General features: G+C 44.4%; 17 protein-coding genes. 10 read left to right on the top strand and 7 right to left on the bottom strand.

What is annotated here, in order from left to right; all coding sequences use genetic code 11:
* Position 1: 1 nt before the first annotated feature.
* Genes panD through rfaE2 form a run of 3 tightly spaced genes read left to right on the top strand, consistent with a single transcriptional unit; the run spans position 2 to position 1,866 of the window.
* Complete coding sequence (gene panD / locus B2746_RS11345; protein WP_290793694.1) at positions 2-346, top strand: aspartate 1-decarboxylase; 345 nt, start codon at positions 2-4, stop codon at positions 344-346.
* A 10-nt stretch (positions 347-356) separates the two neighbouring features.
* Positions 357-1,367 (top strand): lysylphosphatidylglycerol synthase transmembrane domain-containing protein, encoded by a 1,011-nt coding sequence (locus B2746_RS11340; protein ID WP_290793692.1) that lies wholly within the window; start codon positions 357-359, stop codon positions 1,365-1,367.
* 4 nt (positions 1,368-1,371) lie between these two features.
* Entirely contained in the window at positions 1,372-1,866 is a 495-nt protein-coding gene (gene rfaE2 / locus B2746_RS11335) for a D-glycero-beta-D-manno-heptose 1-phosphate adenylyltransferase (RefSeq protein WP_290793689.1), read from the top strand.
* Positions 1,867-2,128: 262 nt separating this feature from the next.
* Here rfaE2 and B2746_RS11330 read toward each other — a convergent pair whose 3' ends face one another.
* Positions 2,129-3,349 carry an IS256 family transposase gene (locus B2746_RS11330; RefSeq protein WP_290793686.1) on the bottom strand — a complete coding sequence of 407 codons (1,221 nt, stop codon included), beginning with the start codon at positions 3,347-3,349 and terminating at the stop codon, positions 2,129-2,131.
* A 194-nt stretch (positions 3,350-3,543) separates the two neighbouring features.
* Positions 3,544-4,701, bottom strand: coding sequence for a Gfo/Idh/MocA family protein (locus B2746_RS11325; protein ID WP_290793684.1), 1,158 nt, complete (start codon positions 4,699-4,701; stop codon positions 3,544-3,546).
* Between the two features lie 147 nt (positions 4,702-4,848).
* Between B2746_RS11325 and B2746_RS11320 the strand changes: the two genes are divergently transcribed.
* A complete protein-coding gene (locus B2746_RS11320) occupies positions 4,849-5,472 on the top strand; it encodes a glycoside hydrolase family 13 (protein ID WP_290793681.1) in 624 nt (207 codons plus the stop codon).
* Between the two features lie 16 nt (positions 5,473-5,488).
* Here B2746_RS11320 and B2746_RS11315 read toward each other — a convergent pair whose 3' ends face one another.
* The 3 genes from B2746_RS11315 to B2746_RS11305 form a co-directional block, all read right to left on the bottom strand.
* Positions 5,489-6,166, bottom strand: a complete 678-nt coding sequence (locus B2746_RS11315; RefSeq protein ID WP_290793679.1) for a DUF4294 domain-containing protein — start codon at positions 6,164-6,166, stop codon at positions 5,489-5,491.
* Positions 6,167-6,232: 66 nt separating this feature from the next.
* Entirely contained in the window at positions 6,233-8,683 is a 2,451-nt protein-coding gene (ccsA, locus tag B2746_RS11310; RefSeq protein ID WP_290793676.1) for a cytochrome c biogenesis protein CcsA, read from the bottom strand.
* A 12-nt stretch (positions 8,684-8,695) separates the two neighbouring features.
* Positions 8,696-9,100 carry a cytochrome c maturation protein CcmE gene (locus tag B2746_RS11305; protein WP_290793673.1) on the bottom strand — a complete coding sequence of 135 codons (405 nt, stop codon included), beginning with the start codon at positions 9,098-9,100 and terminating at the stop codon, positions 8,696-8,698.
* A 134-nt stretch (positions 9,101-9,234) separates the two neighbouring features.
* Here B2746_RS11305 and B2746_RS11300 point away from each other — a divergent pair, with 134 nt between their 5' ends.
* The 6 genes from B2746_RS11300 (at position 9,235) to B2746_RS11275 (ending at position 15,375) form a co-directional block, all read left to right on the top strand.
* Positions 9,235-10,275 carry an agmatinase family protein gene (locus B2746_RS11300; protein WP_290793670.1) on the top strand — a complete coding sequence of 347 codons (1,041 nt, stop codon included), beginning with the start codon at positions 9,235-9,237 and terminating at the stop codon, positions 10,273-10,275.
* A gap of 17 nt (positions 10,276-10,292) precedes the next feature.
* The gene (locus B2746_RS11295; RefSeq protein ID WP_290793667.1) at positions 10,293-10,844 is read left to right on the top strand and encodes a hypothetical protein; all 552 of its coding nucleotides are present in this window, start codon (positions 10,293-10,295) and stop codon (positions 10,842-10,844) included.
* Positions 10,801-12,165: a radical SAM protein gene (locus tag B2746_RS11290; protein WP_290793664.1), complete on the top strand. Its 1,365-nt coding sequence runs from the start codon at positions 10,801-10,803 to the stop codon at positions 12,163-12,165. The genes B2746_RS11295 and B2746_RS11290 overlap by 44 nt, the downstream gene beginning before the upstream one ends.
* A complete protein-coding gene (locus tag B2746_RS11285; protein WP_290793661.1) occupies positions 12,165-13,091 on the top strand; it encodes a DMT family transporter in 927 nt (308 codons plus the stop codon). The genes B2746_RS11290 and B2746_RS11285 overlap by 1 nt, the downstream gene beginning before the upstream one ends.
* A 73-nt stretch (positions 13,092-13,164) precedes the next feature.
* Complete coding sequence (locus B2746_RS11280) at positions 13,165-14,040, top strand: hypothetical protein (RefSeq protein WP_290793658.1); 876 nt, start codon at positions 13,165-13,167, stop codon at positions 14,038-14,040.
* Positions 14,041-14,085: 45 nt separating this feature from the next.
* Positions 14,086-15,375, top strand: a complete 1,290-nt coding sequence (locus tag B2746_RS11275) for a bifunctional folylpolyglutamate synthase/dihydrofolate synthase (RefSeq protein WP_290793655.1) — start codon at positions 14,086-14,088, stop codon at positions 15,373-15,375.
* Here the strand turns inward: B2746_RS11275 and B2746_RS11270 are convergent.
* Complete coding sequence (locus tag B2746_RS11270; RefSeq protein WP_290793652.1) at positions 15,365-15,916, bottom strand: NUDIX hydrolase; 552 nt, start codon at positions 15,914-15,916, stop codon at positions 15,365-15,367. The genes B2746_RS11275 and B2746_RS11270 overlap by 11 nt on opposite strands.
* 56 nt (positions 15,917-15,972) lie before the next feature.
* On the bottom strand, positions 15,973-16,500 hold the full coding sequence (locus tag B2746_RS11265; RefSeq protein WP_290793649.1) for a YfiT family bacillithiol transferase: 528 nt from the start codon (positions 16,498-16,500) through the stop codon (positions 15,973-15,975).
* Positions 16,501-16,532 lie beyond the last annotated feature (32 nt).

Genomic DNA, 16,532 nt, shown 5'->3' with positions numbered 1-16,532 from the left:
CATGGACATCGAGATACTCAAATCCAAAGTACACCGCCTTACCATCACAGAAGCCAATCTTCATTATGTAGGTAGCCTTACCCTCGATGAAGATCTGATGGATGCCGCCAATATGCTGGAGCATGAAAAAATTCAGGTGGTGAATGTAAACACTGGTTCCCGAATTGAAACCTATCTGATCAAAGGTAAACGCGGATCCGGTGTCTGCTGCCTGAATGGTCCGGCTGCCCGCCAGGGTGCCGTAGGGGATGTGGTTATCATCATATCTTATGCCCGCATGAATTTTGAAGAAGCCAAAAAATTCCAACCCTGGGTGATATTCCCGAAAGAAGGTAATTTGTTATAAAAATCGCCGTATGAAAAAGAAGATCAACAGCCTGTTGCAATACGCATTTTTCCTTGGGCTGGCGATCTTTTTGGTTTGGTGGAGCCTGAGTAAAATTTCCGACCAGCATTGGGAGGAAATGAAAACCGCCATGCGTGAAACCAATTACTGGTTGCTTATTCCGGTAGCAATTGCTTTACTCGTTAGTCACCTTAGCAGGGCTATCCGCTGGAAAATTTTGATGGAACCCCTGGGCTATAAACCCTCTCTTATCAATACCTATCTGGCTGTATTAATCGGCTATTTTGCAAACCAGGGGGTACCCCGGCTGGGTGAAGTACTCAAATGCACCATCCTTAGTCGGTATGAAAAAGTACCAGCCGATAAATTAATCGGTACCATCGTTGCCGAACGGGCCTTTGATCTGGTTTGCCTGTTGCTCGTGTTTGCCATTACCTTTTTCTCCCAACTTTCCACTATTGGTCAGTTTGCCGGGGAATTATTCAATAAACTGATCTATGGTGATGCAGAAGCTGGCGGAAATAATGGCTTATATATCGGACTCGGTATTGCCCTCTTTCTACTTCTGCTGCTGTGGTGGCTTACCCGTCGATTTGCAGAAAGTACAATCATAAAAAAAACCAAAGCTGTTTTGGGGGGAATCTGGCAGGGTATCAACAGCATCCGTCACCTGAAAAACAAAGGCTGGTTTTTATTTCATTCCTTCCTGATCTGGTTTCTTTACCTCGCCAGTATCCGGATCGGATTTTATGCCATGGAACCTACCAGTATGTATGGATGGCTCCCCTCTTTTTCTGTCTTATCTTTAGGTAGTGTGGGAATGATTGTTACGCCGGGAGGTATGGGTGCCTATCCGATTCTGGTCCAACAAACCATGTCGCTTTACGGCTTAAGTGAAGGAATCGGCAATGCCTTTGGTTATATTCTCTGGCTTGCCCAGTTTGTGCTTGTACTTGTAGCCGGTGCAGTTTCCCTGGTACTGCTGCCGGTGCTGAACCGAAAAAAACAAAATAAACCCTAAGTATATGCGAAACGCCAACATCATTCACCAGAAAATCTTTACCAGAGAAAATCTGGTGCGTCAGGTGCTTGTCTGGAAATTCCTGGGCAAACGTATTGTATTCACGAATGGTGTATTTGATCTTCTCCATAACGGGCATATTTATTCGCTTTCCCAGGCTGCGCAGGAAGGCGATATATTGATCGTTGGAATCAATGCAGACAGTTCTGTAAAGCGCCTGAATAAAGGGCCCGAGCGCCCTATCAACGACCAGCAGTCCAGAGCCATCCTCATGGCTTCCCTGATTATGGTGGATGCCGTGGTAATTTTCGAGGAAGATACCCCCTATGAACTCATCCTTTCCCTGATGCCGGATGTACTCGTCAAAGGCGGCGATTACCGCGTGGAACAGGTAGTAGGTCACCGCGAAATAATCGAAAACGGCGGACAGGTAATTATCAACCCGATAGTGGAAGGGTTTAGTACGACATCAATGGTGAAGAAGGTGAAAGGTGAATAGTCAATGGTGAATGGAGTGAATATGGTGAATGGAGTGAATAAGGTGAAGAGGGAGAAGAGGGTGAATTGTGAGAAGCCGGTCTTTTAATTTTTCGGTCTGACATAGTTTATTTTACACGCCCCACAGTTCAAAATACAGTCTGATAGTAACAAAAAAGACCGGCGAATCGCCGGTCTGAGACCCTTTAGTTTTTTGTGTAAACGCATTTTTTTCGATCGCTGTAAAAAGAAGTTAGTTTTTAGTGTGATCACAGGGAAACGGATTAAAAATACTGGCATCTCTCTGCAAAGAGCGCAACGAACTGATGGAGCACAAGACCCCAGTTATGGGGTGGCTGGCTCCATTTTCGTTGTGAGTTCATTATTGCCAGGTATACTGCTTTCTCAGCTGCCTGATCATCAGGGAATTGAAGTTTTGTTTTGGTATATTTCCTGATATTTCTATTTAGGTTTTCAATCGTATTGGTCGTATAAATCATCCTGCGGATCTCCATCGGGTAATCGAAGAAGTGCGTCAGACAGGCCCAGTTATTTCTCCAGGATTGTATAGCCAGCCGATATTTGCTGCCCCATTTCTGGTCTATCGTTTCTAATACATGCTCTGCCAGTGCTTTATTGGGTGCTGTGTACATTTCCTTAAGATCCTTACAAAAAGGCTTTCTGTCTTTATAAACCACATACTTGCAGCTATTACGGATCTGGTGGACGACACATAGTTGTGTTACTGTCTGAGGGAAGATACCGATAATGGCATCTGTAAACCCTTTAAGATTATCCGTGCAGGCAATAAGGATATCCTGAACACCCCTTGATTTGATATCTGTGAGTACATTGACCCAGAAAGATGCTGATTCATTCTCCGCTATCCACATACCCAGCACTTCCTTTAAACCATCCGGCTTTATTCCAACGATCAGGTACACACAGCGGTTGACATATCTTCCATTGGTCTTGATTTTCAGCACAATACCATCCATCCAAACTACCAGGTACAATGGTTCCAGGGCTCTGTTTTGCCATTCACGAACATGTTCCATCACTCTTGCTGTAACATGTGACACAGTTCCTTCAGAAATCTCTACCTTATAAGCAAGCTTTACCTGTTCGGAGATGTCTGCCGTACTCATCCCTCTACCGTACATGCTAATAATAGCTTCTTCCAGCTGATCGCTCATCCGTTGACCCTTAGGGATTAGCTTTGGTGAAAAAGCTGAGTTTCTGTCCCTGGGGATCTTCAATACCATATCGCCAAGGCTCTCCGTGTGAACTTTTTTAGAGGATGTTCCGTTGCGGCTATTACCGCTGTTGTTGCCTTCTTTGGAATATTTCTCATACCCAAGGTGTTCATCCAGTTCACCTTGCAACATTTGTTCAATACCTTCTTTGTACAAACTATTGAAGAAGGTCTGGAAAGCTTCCTTATTCTTGAACTGCTTAAAAAAGTTCTTTGGAAGGTCCAACGATTGGTTGTGGTTGTTTTCCATAAAAAAGCTGTATTTAAAAGTTACGAAATAAAAGCCCACTGACCCTATTCTAACTTCTAATTACAGCTCTTAAAATCTATTTACACAAAGTTCTAAACGCTACCGCCGGTCTTTTAATATCCTACTTCCGTTACCCAACTTTCACCTCTCACCTCTCTCCTCTCTCCTTTCACTTTTCACCTCTCATCATTCACCTATATTTCGTACCTCGTCCACTTCTCCCCGCTCTCATTACTTTTCACCACGTTCTCAATAAAAGCCATACCACGAATTCCTTCTTTCACAGAAGGAAATTCAACTACATCACTGTTGACTGTTGTGCCATCATTTAAAGCAGCAAGCGTAAGCGTGAAATTGCGGTAAATATTGGCGAATGCTTCCAGATAGCCTTCAGGGTGCCCACCAGGCGTGCGGCAATTATGACGGGCAATATCACTCAGATAACCTGATCCGGCCCTTAAGGTTTCCATTGGCTTATCATACCATTTCAATAAGAGGGAATTGGGCTCCTGCTGGTGCCATTCAATTCCACCAAGCTCTCCATAAATGCGGATAGAAAGATTATTCTCCTCTCCTGCCGCCACCTGGGTTGCCATCAATACGCCGGTAGCTCCGTTATTGAATTTCAGGAGAACCGCTCCATCATCATCCAGTGCCCGGTTTTCAACCACCACATTGAGGTTGGCACAGAGTTCCGACACTTCGAGTCCGCTAATATATTCTGCCAGGTTGAATGCATGGGTTCCGATATCGCCCATAACCCCGCTTTTTCCTGATTTTTTAGCATCTGTTCTCCAGGCCGCACCGGCATTGCCTTCTCTCTCTGATAATTTACTCAGCCAGCCCTGCCGGTATTCCACATATACTTTGCGAATGGCTCCAATTTTGCCGCTCTGAATCAGTTTGCGTGCTTCTTTTACCAATGGATACCCCGTATAAGTATGGGTAAGGCATAATACCAATCCGGTTTCTTTTACTTTTTTATCCAATGCAACCGCTTCTTCCAGAGAAAGTGTAATCGGCTTCTCAATTACCACATGGAATCCTTTATCCAGCGCCATCATTGCAGGAGCAAAATGAGCAAAGTTGGGGGTTACGATGGTTACAAAATCCATGCGTACATCTGCTGGCAATGCTGCTTCTTTTTCCAGCATCTCATCATAAGTGGTATAGGTGCGCTCCGGCGACAAAAACAGTGATTTTCCACTCTCAATGGCAATCTCTTTGTTAATACTGAGTGCTCCACATACCAATTCAATTTTTCCATCCATATTGGCAGCCAGGCGGTGTATGGCGCCGATAAAAGCATCGTTACCACCACCAATCATACCCATTCGTAATTTTCGGTTCATTGTTGCTTGTTTTAAGAAATTTGGATTCTAAAAATAGGGATTCTGCAATGAATTTTCCACAGCCTGTGGAAAATAGCCATGTATTAACCGGGTTACTATTCTTCTGGCACAGTATTAACGGTTGGATAAATAACTAAAAAATAAAACATGTCAACCAAAGTAACCTTTACCCTGAGCCCTGAAATTGTTGGAAATGCAACGGAAGCAGTGTTAGTTGGTGATTTTAATAATTGGAATCCCAATGAAGCGATCGGTCTTAAAGTACAAAAAGACGGAAGCCTGAAAGCGACTGTTGCCCTTGAACCCGGTCAAACTTACCAATACCGCTACCTGCTTAATGATGGACGCTGGGTGAATGATGGCAATGCAGACTATTATTCCTTTGATCCGGTTTTTCATGTAGACAATTGTGTAATCACGGTTCCTGTTAAAAAAACAGCAACTAAAAAAACAACTGATAAAGCAGCTGATGAAGCAGCTTCTTCTGAAACCACCACCACCGACGCACCTGCTTCCTCCAAGCCGGAAGATCTTACCAAAATTGAAGGCATCGGTAAAAAAATAGCTGAATTACTGCAAACTGCAGGAATTGCAGGCTTCCAGGATCTTTCTAAAGCCACACCCAAAAAACTGAAAACCATTCTGGATGCAGCTGGTTCAAAGTTCAAGGTACATGACCCGGCAACCTGGCCAAAACAGGCAAAATTGGCCGCTGCCGGAAAATGGGAAGAGCTTAAAAAATTGCAGAAAGAATTAAAAGGCGGAAAATAAATCGGGATGGATGTACTTACCGGTACATCCGCTCCACTTCCTGGACAATCAGTTCAATTTCCTTGTCCTCATCAGCCGGATCATAGGGTTGTTTCAAACTGGATCCAAAAAAAAAGGCTACGGTTTGCCAGAAGCGCGCAGATACTCCCCCGCGGTATTCTTTTACCAGATTATAACAGTTATTGCCTGTTTGGCGGTTGATCAGCTTCATCAAAATCCTGCCCTGATAAACAGATAATTTGGTCAAAGGTCCGGAGAACTCTTTTTTGAGTTCCTCCTCCCTTGATTCCAGATACCTGCGCCGTTCCTTTTTCGACATACCCTCCATTTTGGCATTGATATCGTTGATAATGATACCTGCTTTTCTAGCATAGGGATAGGTTACATACACTGCATTTCTAAGGCGGGTCCACTTGGCATATCGCTTGCGCATGGCTGGTGGCATGGGCGCTGTTACATATACGTATTGCAGCCAGCCCGAAGGCAGGGTGTCTCCTTCAATAACAAAAATCGGAACGATGATGGTGTCATTCGGTCCCCATTTCGGATTAAATGGAAGGGGGCCCGGTACAGGTGCAGGCGGACGGGGTTGCAGGGGACTTGGCTCGGTTGTCTGCCCATTGGCCATCAATCCCAATAACACCACTCCTGCTAAAAGGAGTACCTTAACCACCATATGGGGAGCTTTCATCATGCGCAACTAATATATCATTAATCCCACTAAGACACAAGTGTGACCCGTTAAGCTGTTACTGCTATCCTAAATTTTGTTTACTGCTTTTAAGCGGCCCTGTTTGCTGCGATAGACCATTGATACGCCAAAACCAACGGTCATAATGATAATACCCAACCATAAAAGGTTGATATGGGGAAATTCATACACTTTTAAGGCTACAAAGGGAACCATTCGGTTACTTTCCTTCACTTGCAATTCAATCTTCTGATTTTCCAGAACGCGACTGAAGGCGATGGCGATATTCTGAGCAAACACCGTATCCACCATAAAACGGGCTTCATTTCCTTTTACATAAAAGACCGGCTGTGCAGTGTAACGGGTTCCCTCTTTTGAAAAAACAGTGATATCTGCCATCAAAGCCGTATCAGTTGGTAAAAACTGATACTTTTTATTATTCGGATTGGGCACTACGGAGTTGAGCGTAAAAAAACCATTGGAATAATAAACGGTATCCTTCACATTTACCGTATATTTTTTGAATTGTGCGGTATCATCACGGTTATCCATATCTGCAGCATAGGTGATATAACTGAAGATATCCCGGTTCCAGTAATGCCTGGAATCCGGATTATTGGAAAACCCTTCCATGCCCTTGGTATTGCGGATCAGGTTGGGATACAGTGAGAAATTCTCCAGACTATCCTTCCGCATCATATCAATCCTGTAATAACTGATATTGCCATTCTTGTTGGTGCTGTCTGCATTAACAAAAGTGGCCATATATTTTCCCATATCGGTGGGAACTCCTTTAATAAGAGTCAGATTTTCCAATGGCTTCTCTTTGGAGCGCTCATCCCACTTCAGATTGATTCCGGTGGTATTGAAACTTAATACGGAGCGGTTGGAAGCAGAAATAAGAATCCCCACCAGACTAAGTGCAAATCCAACATGTGTTATAGAACCGCCCGCTGCCTTCAGTTTCCCATTTAGTCCAATCCATATAAAAGAAGCATTAGCTACCAGAGAATACACACTGGCAACAAAAGCCAGATAAAGTGCTATTTGAAATCCTATCCCTTTTTTGTCATAATCCAATCCGCTTACCAGAAAATAAACCACACAGATAAGCGCGGCAATCAAAGTAGGAATGGCAATTTTTTTAACCCATCCGCCTGCTGTTTTTTTATACTTCAGGTATTGCGCAATGGAGGTTAAAATAGCAATTACGATGGCAACAAAAATTTGAATCTTGTTATAGGAAAATTCAATATCCTCCGGTGCGGCCGTATTTTGTCCGGTTATTTTATTATAAATCGGATTGAACGAATTTTGCCAGGTGATTACAGCAGCACTTAAAAACAATACCAATGAACCGATAAACATCCAGAATTCACGGGAAGATGTTTCTTCTTCTTTCGCAATATGCGGAATCGATTTAAACCGGAGACCAAATAAGGCTAAGGATGGAATGGTAAAGATCAACAGGAATAATAATAACTGTGTATTCATTCCTAGATCCGTAAAAGAATGCACGGAACTATCTCCCAATACACCACTGCGGGTCAGAAATGTTGAAAATACAATCATGATGAACCCCAACAGATAAAACAGGTAAGTTGCTCTTAAGGAATGTCCGGTGGCATTAAATATCACCTGTGTATGCAAACCAGCAACCAGTATCAGCCAGGGAACCAGGGAGGCATTTTCTACCGGATCCCATGCCCAGTAACCACCAAAAGTTAGCGATTCATAGGCCCATGCAGCTCCCATCATGATGCCCAGTCCAAGGATACCTGCAGAAAATAGCGAATAAGGTAGCGATTCTCTTGTCCAGCCGGCAAAATCCTTCTTCCATAATCCTGCAATCGCATAGGCAAAGGGTATAAGAGTGGCTGCAAATCCCAAAAACAACACCGGGGGGTGAATCACCATCCAATAATTCTGGAGTAGTTGATTTAATCCCTGCCCATCCTGCATCTGCGGTAAACTCAGGTAATCTGGTCTTGAAAAGACCGGTGCATCGGCAAATTTCTCCCGCACCAGCAGAAAGGGATTACTACCAATCATGGTATCACCAAAATAGATGCCGAGAACCATGGTAGCCAGACAGATCTGCGCCAACGCAAGCACGGTCATTACCGGGGCCTCCCATTTAGTACGTTTGAAAATAAAATAAAGGCCGATTACCACATACCAGAAGGACCAAAGCAAAAAGCTCCCCTCCTGGCCCTCCCACAAAGCCGCCAGCAGGTATTCGGGGTTCATATCGCGGCTGCTATGGTTCCAGGCATAATAATATTCAAATTTGTGACTGGCAAGAATGTAGACCAATAGTCCAAACACGGTGAGTATGGAAATTGCATTCAATCCAAAAGAAATACGACCCAGCTTTTTCCAGCTTCTTTCATCTGCAGGGTCTGCTGCATTGGTGGCCTTAAAAAAGGCAATCATTGCTACCAGAGAAGATACCAGGGCCAGTAAAATAAAAAAATGGCCCAGTTGCCCAGGCAATAGATGTTCACCAATATACTTCATGAGAGAACCGCATTAATTAGAACTCAGGTTATTCTTATTTGCTTCCACATCGTCCTTGTATTTGGACGGACACTTCATTAACATTTCATCGCATTCAAAAGTTCCGGCTTTCATGCTTCCTTTTAATACAAGCCGCTCACTTTTCTCAAAATCGGTGGGCTTGGCATTATGATAAATTACCGGAGTTGAATGGCCCAGTGTATCAATTGCCACAAAGCGCATGTAATTGGGATTCTTAATCGGATCGTACTCCACCGGCTGATTTTTGTCCAGTTTGGCTATCAGGTGTACAAATTTCCCCTCCTTTTGACGGGCAGATGCTACCGTATCATAAGTGGTGAGGTCGCCCATAAAACTAATAAGGACAGCAATTGCTACTGCAATGAAAATCAGGATGATAATATGTGTCTTTTTCATACTCGCAAGTCTAACGCCGCAAAGTTAGTCCAATTTGGCATTGCCCAACCATTTCTTTACGGGATACAACTTATGGTTTTAATTTTGCATCTATGCTTGACTGCACTAACTTGCGGCCGTTTTAAACATTCATTATGGACCTTTCGCAACACGATGCCAATAGCCTTGGCAACCCCAATAATAATCTGTTCGGTTTACCGACAGATGAGCTGAATGCCCGACTGGTCATAGTGCCTGTTCCCTGGGAAGTGACTGTCAGCTATAGTGCCGGTACTGCCCGCGCTGCCGATAATATTTCAAAAGCCAGCCTGCAGGTAGACCTCTTTGATGCCGACTACCACGACTGCTGGAGACAGGGTTTTTTCATGCGCGATGTAGATAAAAAAATTTTGTTAAAAAGTGATTATCTCCGGAAAGAGGCTGAATTATACATCGATTATATCTCCAATGGTGATGAAGTGGAGAAAAATAACTTCATGTGTCGCTCCCTGCGCGAAATCAATGAAGGCAGCAATTTTTTGAATAACTGGGTTTTTGCTCAAACCAAAGAATTGCTGGAAAAAGGGAAACTGGTGGGAGTTTTAGGAGGCGATCACAGTACCCCATTTGGGTATATCAAAGCACTCAGCGAACGGTATCCAAAATTCGGCATCCTTCAGATAGATGCCCATTGTGATCTCCGCAAAGGATACGAAGGCTTCAATTATTCCCATGCCAGCATCATGTATAATGTGCTGGAAGAAATTCCTCAAATGAATCGGCTGGTGCAGGTGGGCGTGCGCGACTATTGTGATGAGGAAGTGGATTATATCCGCGAAAGCAAAGGAAAAATCAGTACGTTTTTTGACAAGGATATCAAACATCGTTTATACGAAGGCGATAGCTGGCGGAATATTGCAGATGATATTGTTGCCAGTTTACCGGATCATGTTTATATCAGTTTTGATATAGACGGACTGGATCCAAAAAACTGTCCGAATACAGGCACTCCGGTATTCGGAGGTTTCGAAGCAGAACAGATTTTCTATCTATTCAAAAAACTGGTGGAAAGTGGCCGAAAAATAATCGGTTTTGATCTGAATGAAGTGGGCGTTGGTGATAATAACTGGGATGCCAATGTAGGCGCCCGTGTCCTCTACAAACTTTGCAATATTCTTACTGCCGCAAACCTCTAAGTACTATATTCGCCGCAATGATTTACCAGTATGTTGTTACATTAAAAAATCAGCACCGGGCTACCATTGATCGATTCAGTATCCTGGTATGCAGTGTATCTTCCCTGCTGTTTTTGTACGGTTATCTAATGATCCCTGAACGACCCCTGATATTACTATTGGGTGGCCTTGTGGTAATCGGACTCACCGCCTGGAATCTCTACCAACTGATGAATAAAAAATGGCGGATCCGTTTTAATTATATTTTGATGATTACCGGGTTGGTTTGGGCCGCAATGCCCTTTTATCCCTGGCTGAGTATTATACTTCTGATTATGGGGCTTTTTGAACACCAGGCCAAAAAGGACCTGGAAATCGGATTTGCTGACACCGAAATTGTGTTCAATTCACTTCCCCGTAAAAGATACGACTGGTCGGAGTTCAGCAATATCATCCTGAAGGATAATCTGCTAACTATGGATTATACCAATAATCGCTTATTCCAACGCGAAACCATCGACGACGACGAGGATGATTGCGAAGAAGATGAATTCAACGAGTATTGCCGGAAGCAGCTCAAAGCAGAATAAATCCCCTGCATCTTTCTATCTTTGCCGGATGGCTACTACCCCTTTTCTCCTTTATTCAGATGGTAAAGGAACTATTTTTGAAGACGAAACTCTTTATGCCACCGGCCGAAGCGGCTGGGATGTTTACCCGATTCCCGACGAAGACTGGATCACGCTTCCTGACGGCGGTAATCTCTATGAATTACCCGGCAGAAGAGGTATTGGTATAGATGTTGAAACCGGTGAAATGCGGCTTTGTGAAAAAGGCTGGGCTGTGGCAGCTTTCATCCCACCGGCCCATACCGGTTTATTCCTGGCTGCCTATGAAACCTCTCCGGATGCTCCGACTCTTCCGCTTTTTTGTTATACAGCGGCCGGCTGGATAAACGATGAATTTGTTGTTCCGGCTGTCCGGATCGAAGCGGATATCAGGCAGGAATGCAAGGGCTATGACGATGTAATCATTCAATCCGGACTTTCCCAATTGGTGCAGGCTTATCCTCATAACCGGTTGGTTAAACACCTGGCCGATAATTGTTGCAATACCTATCATTGTCCGGCTGCCCGCAACTATTTCATGGGGCGATGGGAATGTCCGGTTCCAGCTTCTCCTGCCTGTAATGCCAATTGTGTTGGTTGCATTTCACTACAGCCCGATGAGGAAGCCATTGTTTCAACTCAGGATCGCCTTACTTTTCGGCCAAGTCCGGAAGAAATTGTGGAATACACGGTGCCGCACCTGGAATCCGCCCCCTACCCTATCATCAGTTTTGGACAGGGATGCGAAGGAGAACCCTTGTTGGTTTGGGATACGCTTCGTGACGCGATTCGCGAAATCCGCAAACACACGCCAAAAGGCAGCATCAATATAAATACCAACGGATCCAAACCGGATGCAGTGAAAGCCTTGTGCGAAGCAGGTTTGAACAGTATGCGGGTGTCCACCAACAGTGCCCGCAGTGAAATTTATATGCCTTATTACCGGCCGAATAATTATGTGTTTGAGGATATTTTGGAAAGCCTGAAAGTAATGCGCAGTTATGGCGGCTGGACCTCTATCAATTATTTTGTTTTCCCTGGTATGACGGATAGCATCGCTGAATATGAGGCCCTGCGAAAACTGATCCGCGAAACGGATCTCTGTATGATCCAGTGGAGAAATTTCAATATTGATCCCGATTGGTACCTCGGTAAAATTGGCGTAACGGATACCGGGGAATGCATGGGGGTGAAACAATTGATGGAATTGATCCGCGAAGAATTTCCGGCGCTGAAATTCGGTTATTATAATCCTCCGATCGAGCGAATGAAAGGAAAATACGAACTTGATTTCGCACACTAATGGAAGCAGAGTTACCCGGTAAACAGAAGGCATCCTCCAATTTGTGGAAAGGCATTTTATTGGCTGTAACAGCTACCCTCATCTGGAGTGGTAATTTTATAGTGGCCAGATCTGTTCATGCCAGTATTCCACCGGTGAGTCTGGCTTTTTACCGTTGGTTAACCGCCAGCCTGATTCTTCTTCCTTTTGTTTGGTCCATGCGCAAAGCATTGGTACAGGCATTGCGTGCCCGCCCTGGTTATTATCTGGCAATTGGCATTACCGGTGTCAGTCTTTTTAATACGCTGGTTTACGTGGCTGGAAAATATTCTCCGGCTATCAATCTGGCGCTGGTGGGAACTACCAGTTCTCCCATTATGGTTATAATTCTCGGAAGTATTTTTCTGAAAGAAAAAATTTCATTTTTACGTTTAGCCGGACTAATTACCTGCCTGATCGGAATTTTTTATTTATTATCAAAAGGCAGTTGGGAAAATCTGCTGGCACTGCGTTTTGGAAGAGGCGATGCATGGATCCTGGCCGGTGCCCTTGCTTTTGCCATTTACACCCTGCTGGTTCGAAAAAAAACGGATTCTTTGCCACCCGTTGTATTTTTATTTCTCGCCTTTTCGATTGGTACCAGCTGTCTGATTCCTTTCTGGTTTTGGGAAATAAGTGCACAGCCACCTGTACAATGGACAGTTTCACTTGCTGCCATCATTCTCTATCTTGGACTTGGAGCTTCTGTTATTGCCTTTCTATGCTGGAATGGGTCAATTAAGCGAATTGGGGCTGTCAGAACCTCGCTTTTTGGCAATCTGATTCCCCTATTCAGCAGCCTGGAAGCAGTTTGGTTACTCGGTGAAAAAATTACTTATATCCATCTGATCAGTGGTGGTTTGATCCTGATTGGATTAATACTGGCGAACCTTCGCCCAAAACTTTAACAGGCTGAGAGAATCTGCCTCAATAAAATCGCGTAAAATTGTATCGTACCTTTAGGGCACGAACCAAGATAGTATGGCAACAGAATTTGAAGTACAGAAAAATATTAAGGCAGGTGGATATACTGCACTCGTAGTCGTATTGATACTGGTGGTATTGTTTTTTATCCGCTGGACACTGCCTGTGCCTCCACCTCCACCATTGGATGAAGGTATTGAAGTGAATCTGGGAAATAGTGATGAAGGCCTGGGTGAAGACCAGCCCATGTCGCCGGAAAGTCCCGCTCCTTCTCAACCTGTAACTTATACACCACCGCGTGCTACAGCAGCAGCTGCAGACAATGCCCGTGATATAGAAACCGATGATACGGATGAAGAAGCTCCGGTAGTTAAAACGCCGGCCAAACCCAAGCCGAATGCTACCAAAATTCCTGAAAAAGACGAAGCCCCCAAAGCAGTAAAAACGCCGGCCAAACCAGTTGAAAATCCAGCTCCTACCCCTCCCAAACCCAAGGCAGTTTTTAAAGGAGTAACCGGAACCGGAAAAGGCGGCAATGAAGCCGATTCTTACCAAAAAGGCGGCAATCAGGGTATTGCCGGTGGTTCGGGTGATCAGGGCAAGCCGGGTGGCAATCCCAATTCTACCAATTATGAAGGCAACGGAGGAACAGGAAAATCCGGGGTCTCCATTTCCAGAGGATTATCCGGCAGGAAGATCATACAGCAACCCTCGTTTGAAGATGATTTTAATGAAAATGCCAAGGTAGCGGTGGACATCCGCATTGACCCCGCAGGAAAAGTGATTTCGGCTGTGTACCAGCCTAAGGGATCAACTACTTCCAACAGTAACCTGAAAGCCATCGCTGCCCGTAAAGCCATGCAATTAAAATTCAATAGTGGCAGCGAAGAACAGATGGGAACAATCGTCTTCAATTTCCGTCTTAAAAATTAAGATCCATGTTTCTTCTACGGCTTTGGAAGCACTAGCTTTGCATGGATGAATTACACGGAAACCATTGATTTTCTATATAGCAGATTGCCTGTTTTCAGTAAACAGGGTGCAGGTGCATTAAAAAAAGACCTGCATAATATCATAGCCCTCGAAAATGCAAACGGTAATCCACATACTAAATTTAAATCCATTCATATTGCCGGCACCAATGGAAAAGGCTCTACCAGCCATATGCTGGCCGCCATATTGCAAAAAGCCGGTTATAAAACAGGTTTATATACATCACCGCATCTGAAAGACTTTCGTGAACGGATCCGGATCAACGGGCAAATGATTCCGGAACAGCGGGTAATTGATCTCACCCACGATTATATTCCCCTTATGGATGCCATCGAGCCCTCCTTTTTTGAAATTACGGTAGCTATGGCTTTTCAATGGTTTGCGGAAGAACAGGTAGACATCGCAGTTATTGAAACCGGTTTGGGTGGCCGGCTGGATAGTACCAATATCATTCATCCTGAATTATCAGTCATTACCAATATCGGCTGGGATCATATGCAGATTCTTGGAAATGAGCTGCCAACTATTGCTACAGAAAAAGCAGGGATCATAAAACAGGGAGTGCCGGTTGTAATTGGTGAAACCCTGCCTGAAACCCGTCCGGTTTTTGAAGTTGCGGCAGCATCCTGCCAGGCGCCTGTTTTCTTTGCGGAAGAAGAACAGGAAATTGTTGACTGGGTACAGCAGGATAATCGGTTGATCGTTACTGTCAAACATAAACCCGCACAGGATGCCCATCAGTATGAACTTGATTTACCGGGTTACTACCAGCTTCATAATATACGCACCGTTCTACAGGCTGTGTCAGTGCTTCAGCAAGCTGGCTGGAAAATCTCAACAACACAAGTAAACAATGCATTATCACAGGTTAAACAGCTGACCGGTTTACATGGCCGCTGGGAGTTGATACATCAATCACCCGATATTGTGCTGGATGTTGCACATAATGAGGATGGCATCCGGGCAATCCTGAAACAGCTGGAGCTGGGCTCCTATCATCACCTGCATCTGATTATCGGAATGGTAAAAGACAAAGATATTTCATCGGTATTGTCACTGCTTCCGGTTCAGGCATCCTATTATTTTACACAGGCACAAATACCAAGAGCATTACCGGTTGAGGAATTAAAAAGTAAAGCTGCCGCAATTGGTTTAACTGGTGCGGCTTATCCTGAAGTAAATAGTGCTATTGCTGCTGCCAGAACTACTGCTGCAAAAAACGACCTCATCCTGGTATGCGGAAGTGTATTTGTGATTGCTGAAGTTAACCGTTAAAGGTCAGTTTGCCTGTCTTCAACAATGCAAAGAATAGGCAACTGATGTGCAATGCCTGCACGATTTCCTGTTTGGCAACTTTATTCAGAAATTCCTCCATAGTAAATTCCAGCACTTCAATTTCCTCGTTTTTATCGAGTTGCTGTTCCTGCACTTTTCGTCCGCCGGTTGCAAGAAAGAGTTCAGTATAATTATTCAACACACCCGGATTGGCAGCAACTCTGCCCACCCATTCCACCTGACTGAACTGGTAGCCGGTTTCCTCCAGTAATTCCCTGCGCATACCGGTTGCAAAATCTTCACCCGGATCAACAAAGCCGCCGGGAAATTCAAATATAACATCCCCCAGCGGATGCCGGTATTGCTTAACCAGTAGGATTCGATTATCCTCTGTTATTGACAATGCCGTAGCGGAGGTTGGCATTTCAACAACAAAATAAGGATCGATTATGGTGCCGTCTTCCCGCTCACAACGATCTCTTCTTGCAGTAAAATAGATATGATCACTTATATAGGTTGATTCCAGTGTTTTCCATTTCATGGAACAAAGAAACAGCAATTAAGGCAGCTTCCCAATTTGCAACCAATGCGTTGGACTTACCATCCCATCCGATCCCTTAACCGGGTGATATGTGCAACATGGTGCCTGCCATGCCAGCTATACATACCCAGCAAATGCCAGCAACTCATCACGGTTCCATGTTGTGGATGGATGACAGAGCAATTCATCAGGGTTGCTTGATCCAATCCTTGAATTACCTGAAACCAACGGCTGTGCAATGCATGTAATAAGGTTAGTGAAATATTAACCGGTAGGTTTTCTACATCAGGTAATTTTGCCCAGGCTTCTTCATCATAGGGTTTGATGGTTGGCTGATCTTCTGTTAAGGCAAGCTTGAATCGAATCACCGCATTCATATGACTGTCTGCAACATGGTGAACAACCTGGTGAGATGTCCATCCACCATCCCGGTAAGGTACCTGCAGCTGATCGTCATTCAGATTTAAAATGGCATTTTCCAATAGCTGCGGTAAATAGCGGATATCTGTTATCCATTCCTGAAATTGTTTTTCGGAATAAGGCAGCGGCTGGAATTGTCCTATTGGGTAGCGAAGATCCACCATGGAAGTATGAAGTTTGAAGTGGGAAGTTAGAA

Origin of the sequence: Flavihumibacter sp. UBA7668 (assembly GCF_002483205.1) — a bacterium.
GTDB lineage: Bacteria > Bacteroidota > Bacteroidia > Chitinophagales > Chitinophagaceae > Flavihumibacter.
The sequence above is the reverse complement of the archived record's forward strand: the minus strand, read 5'-3'. Positions and strand labels throughout refer to the sequence as shown.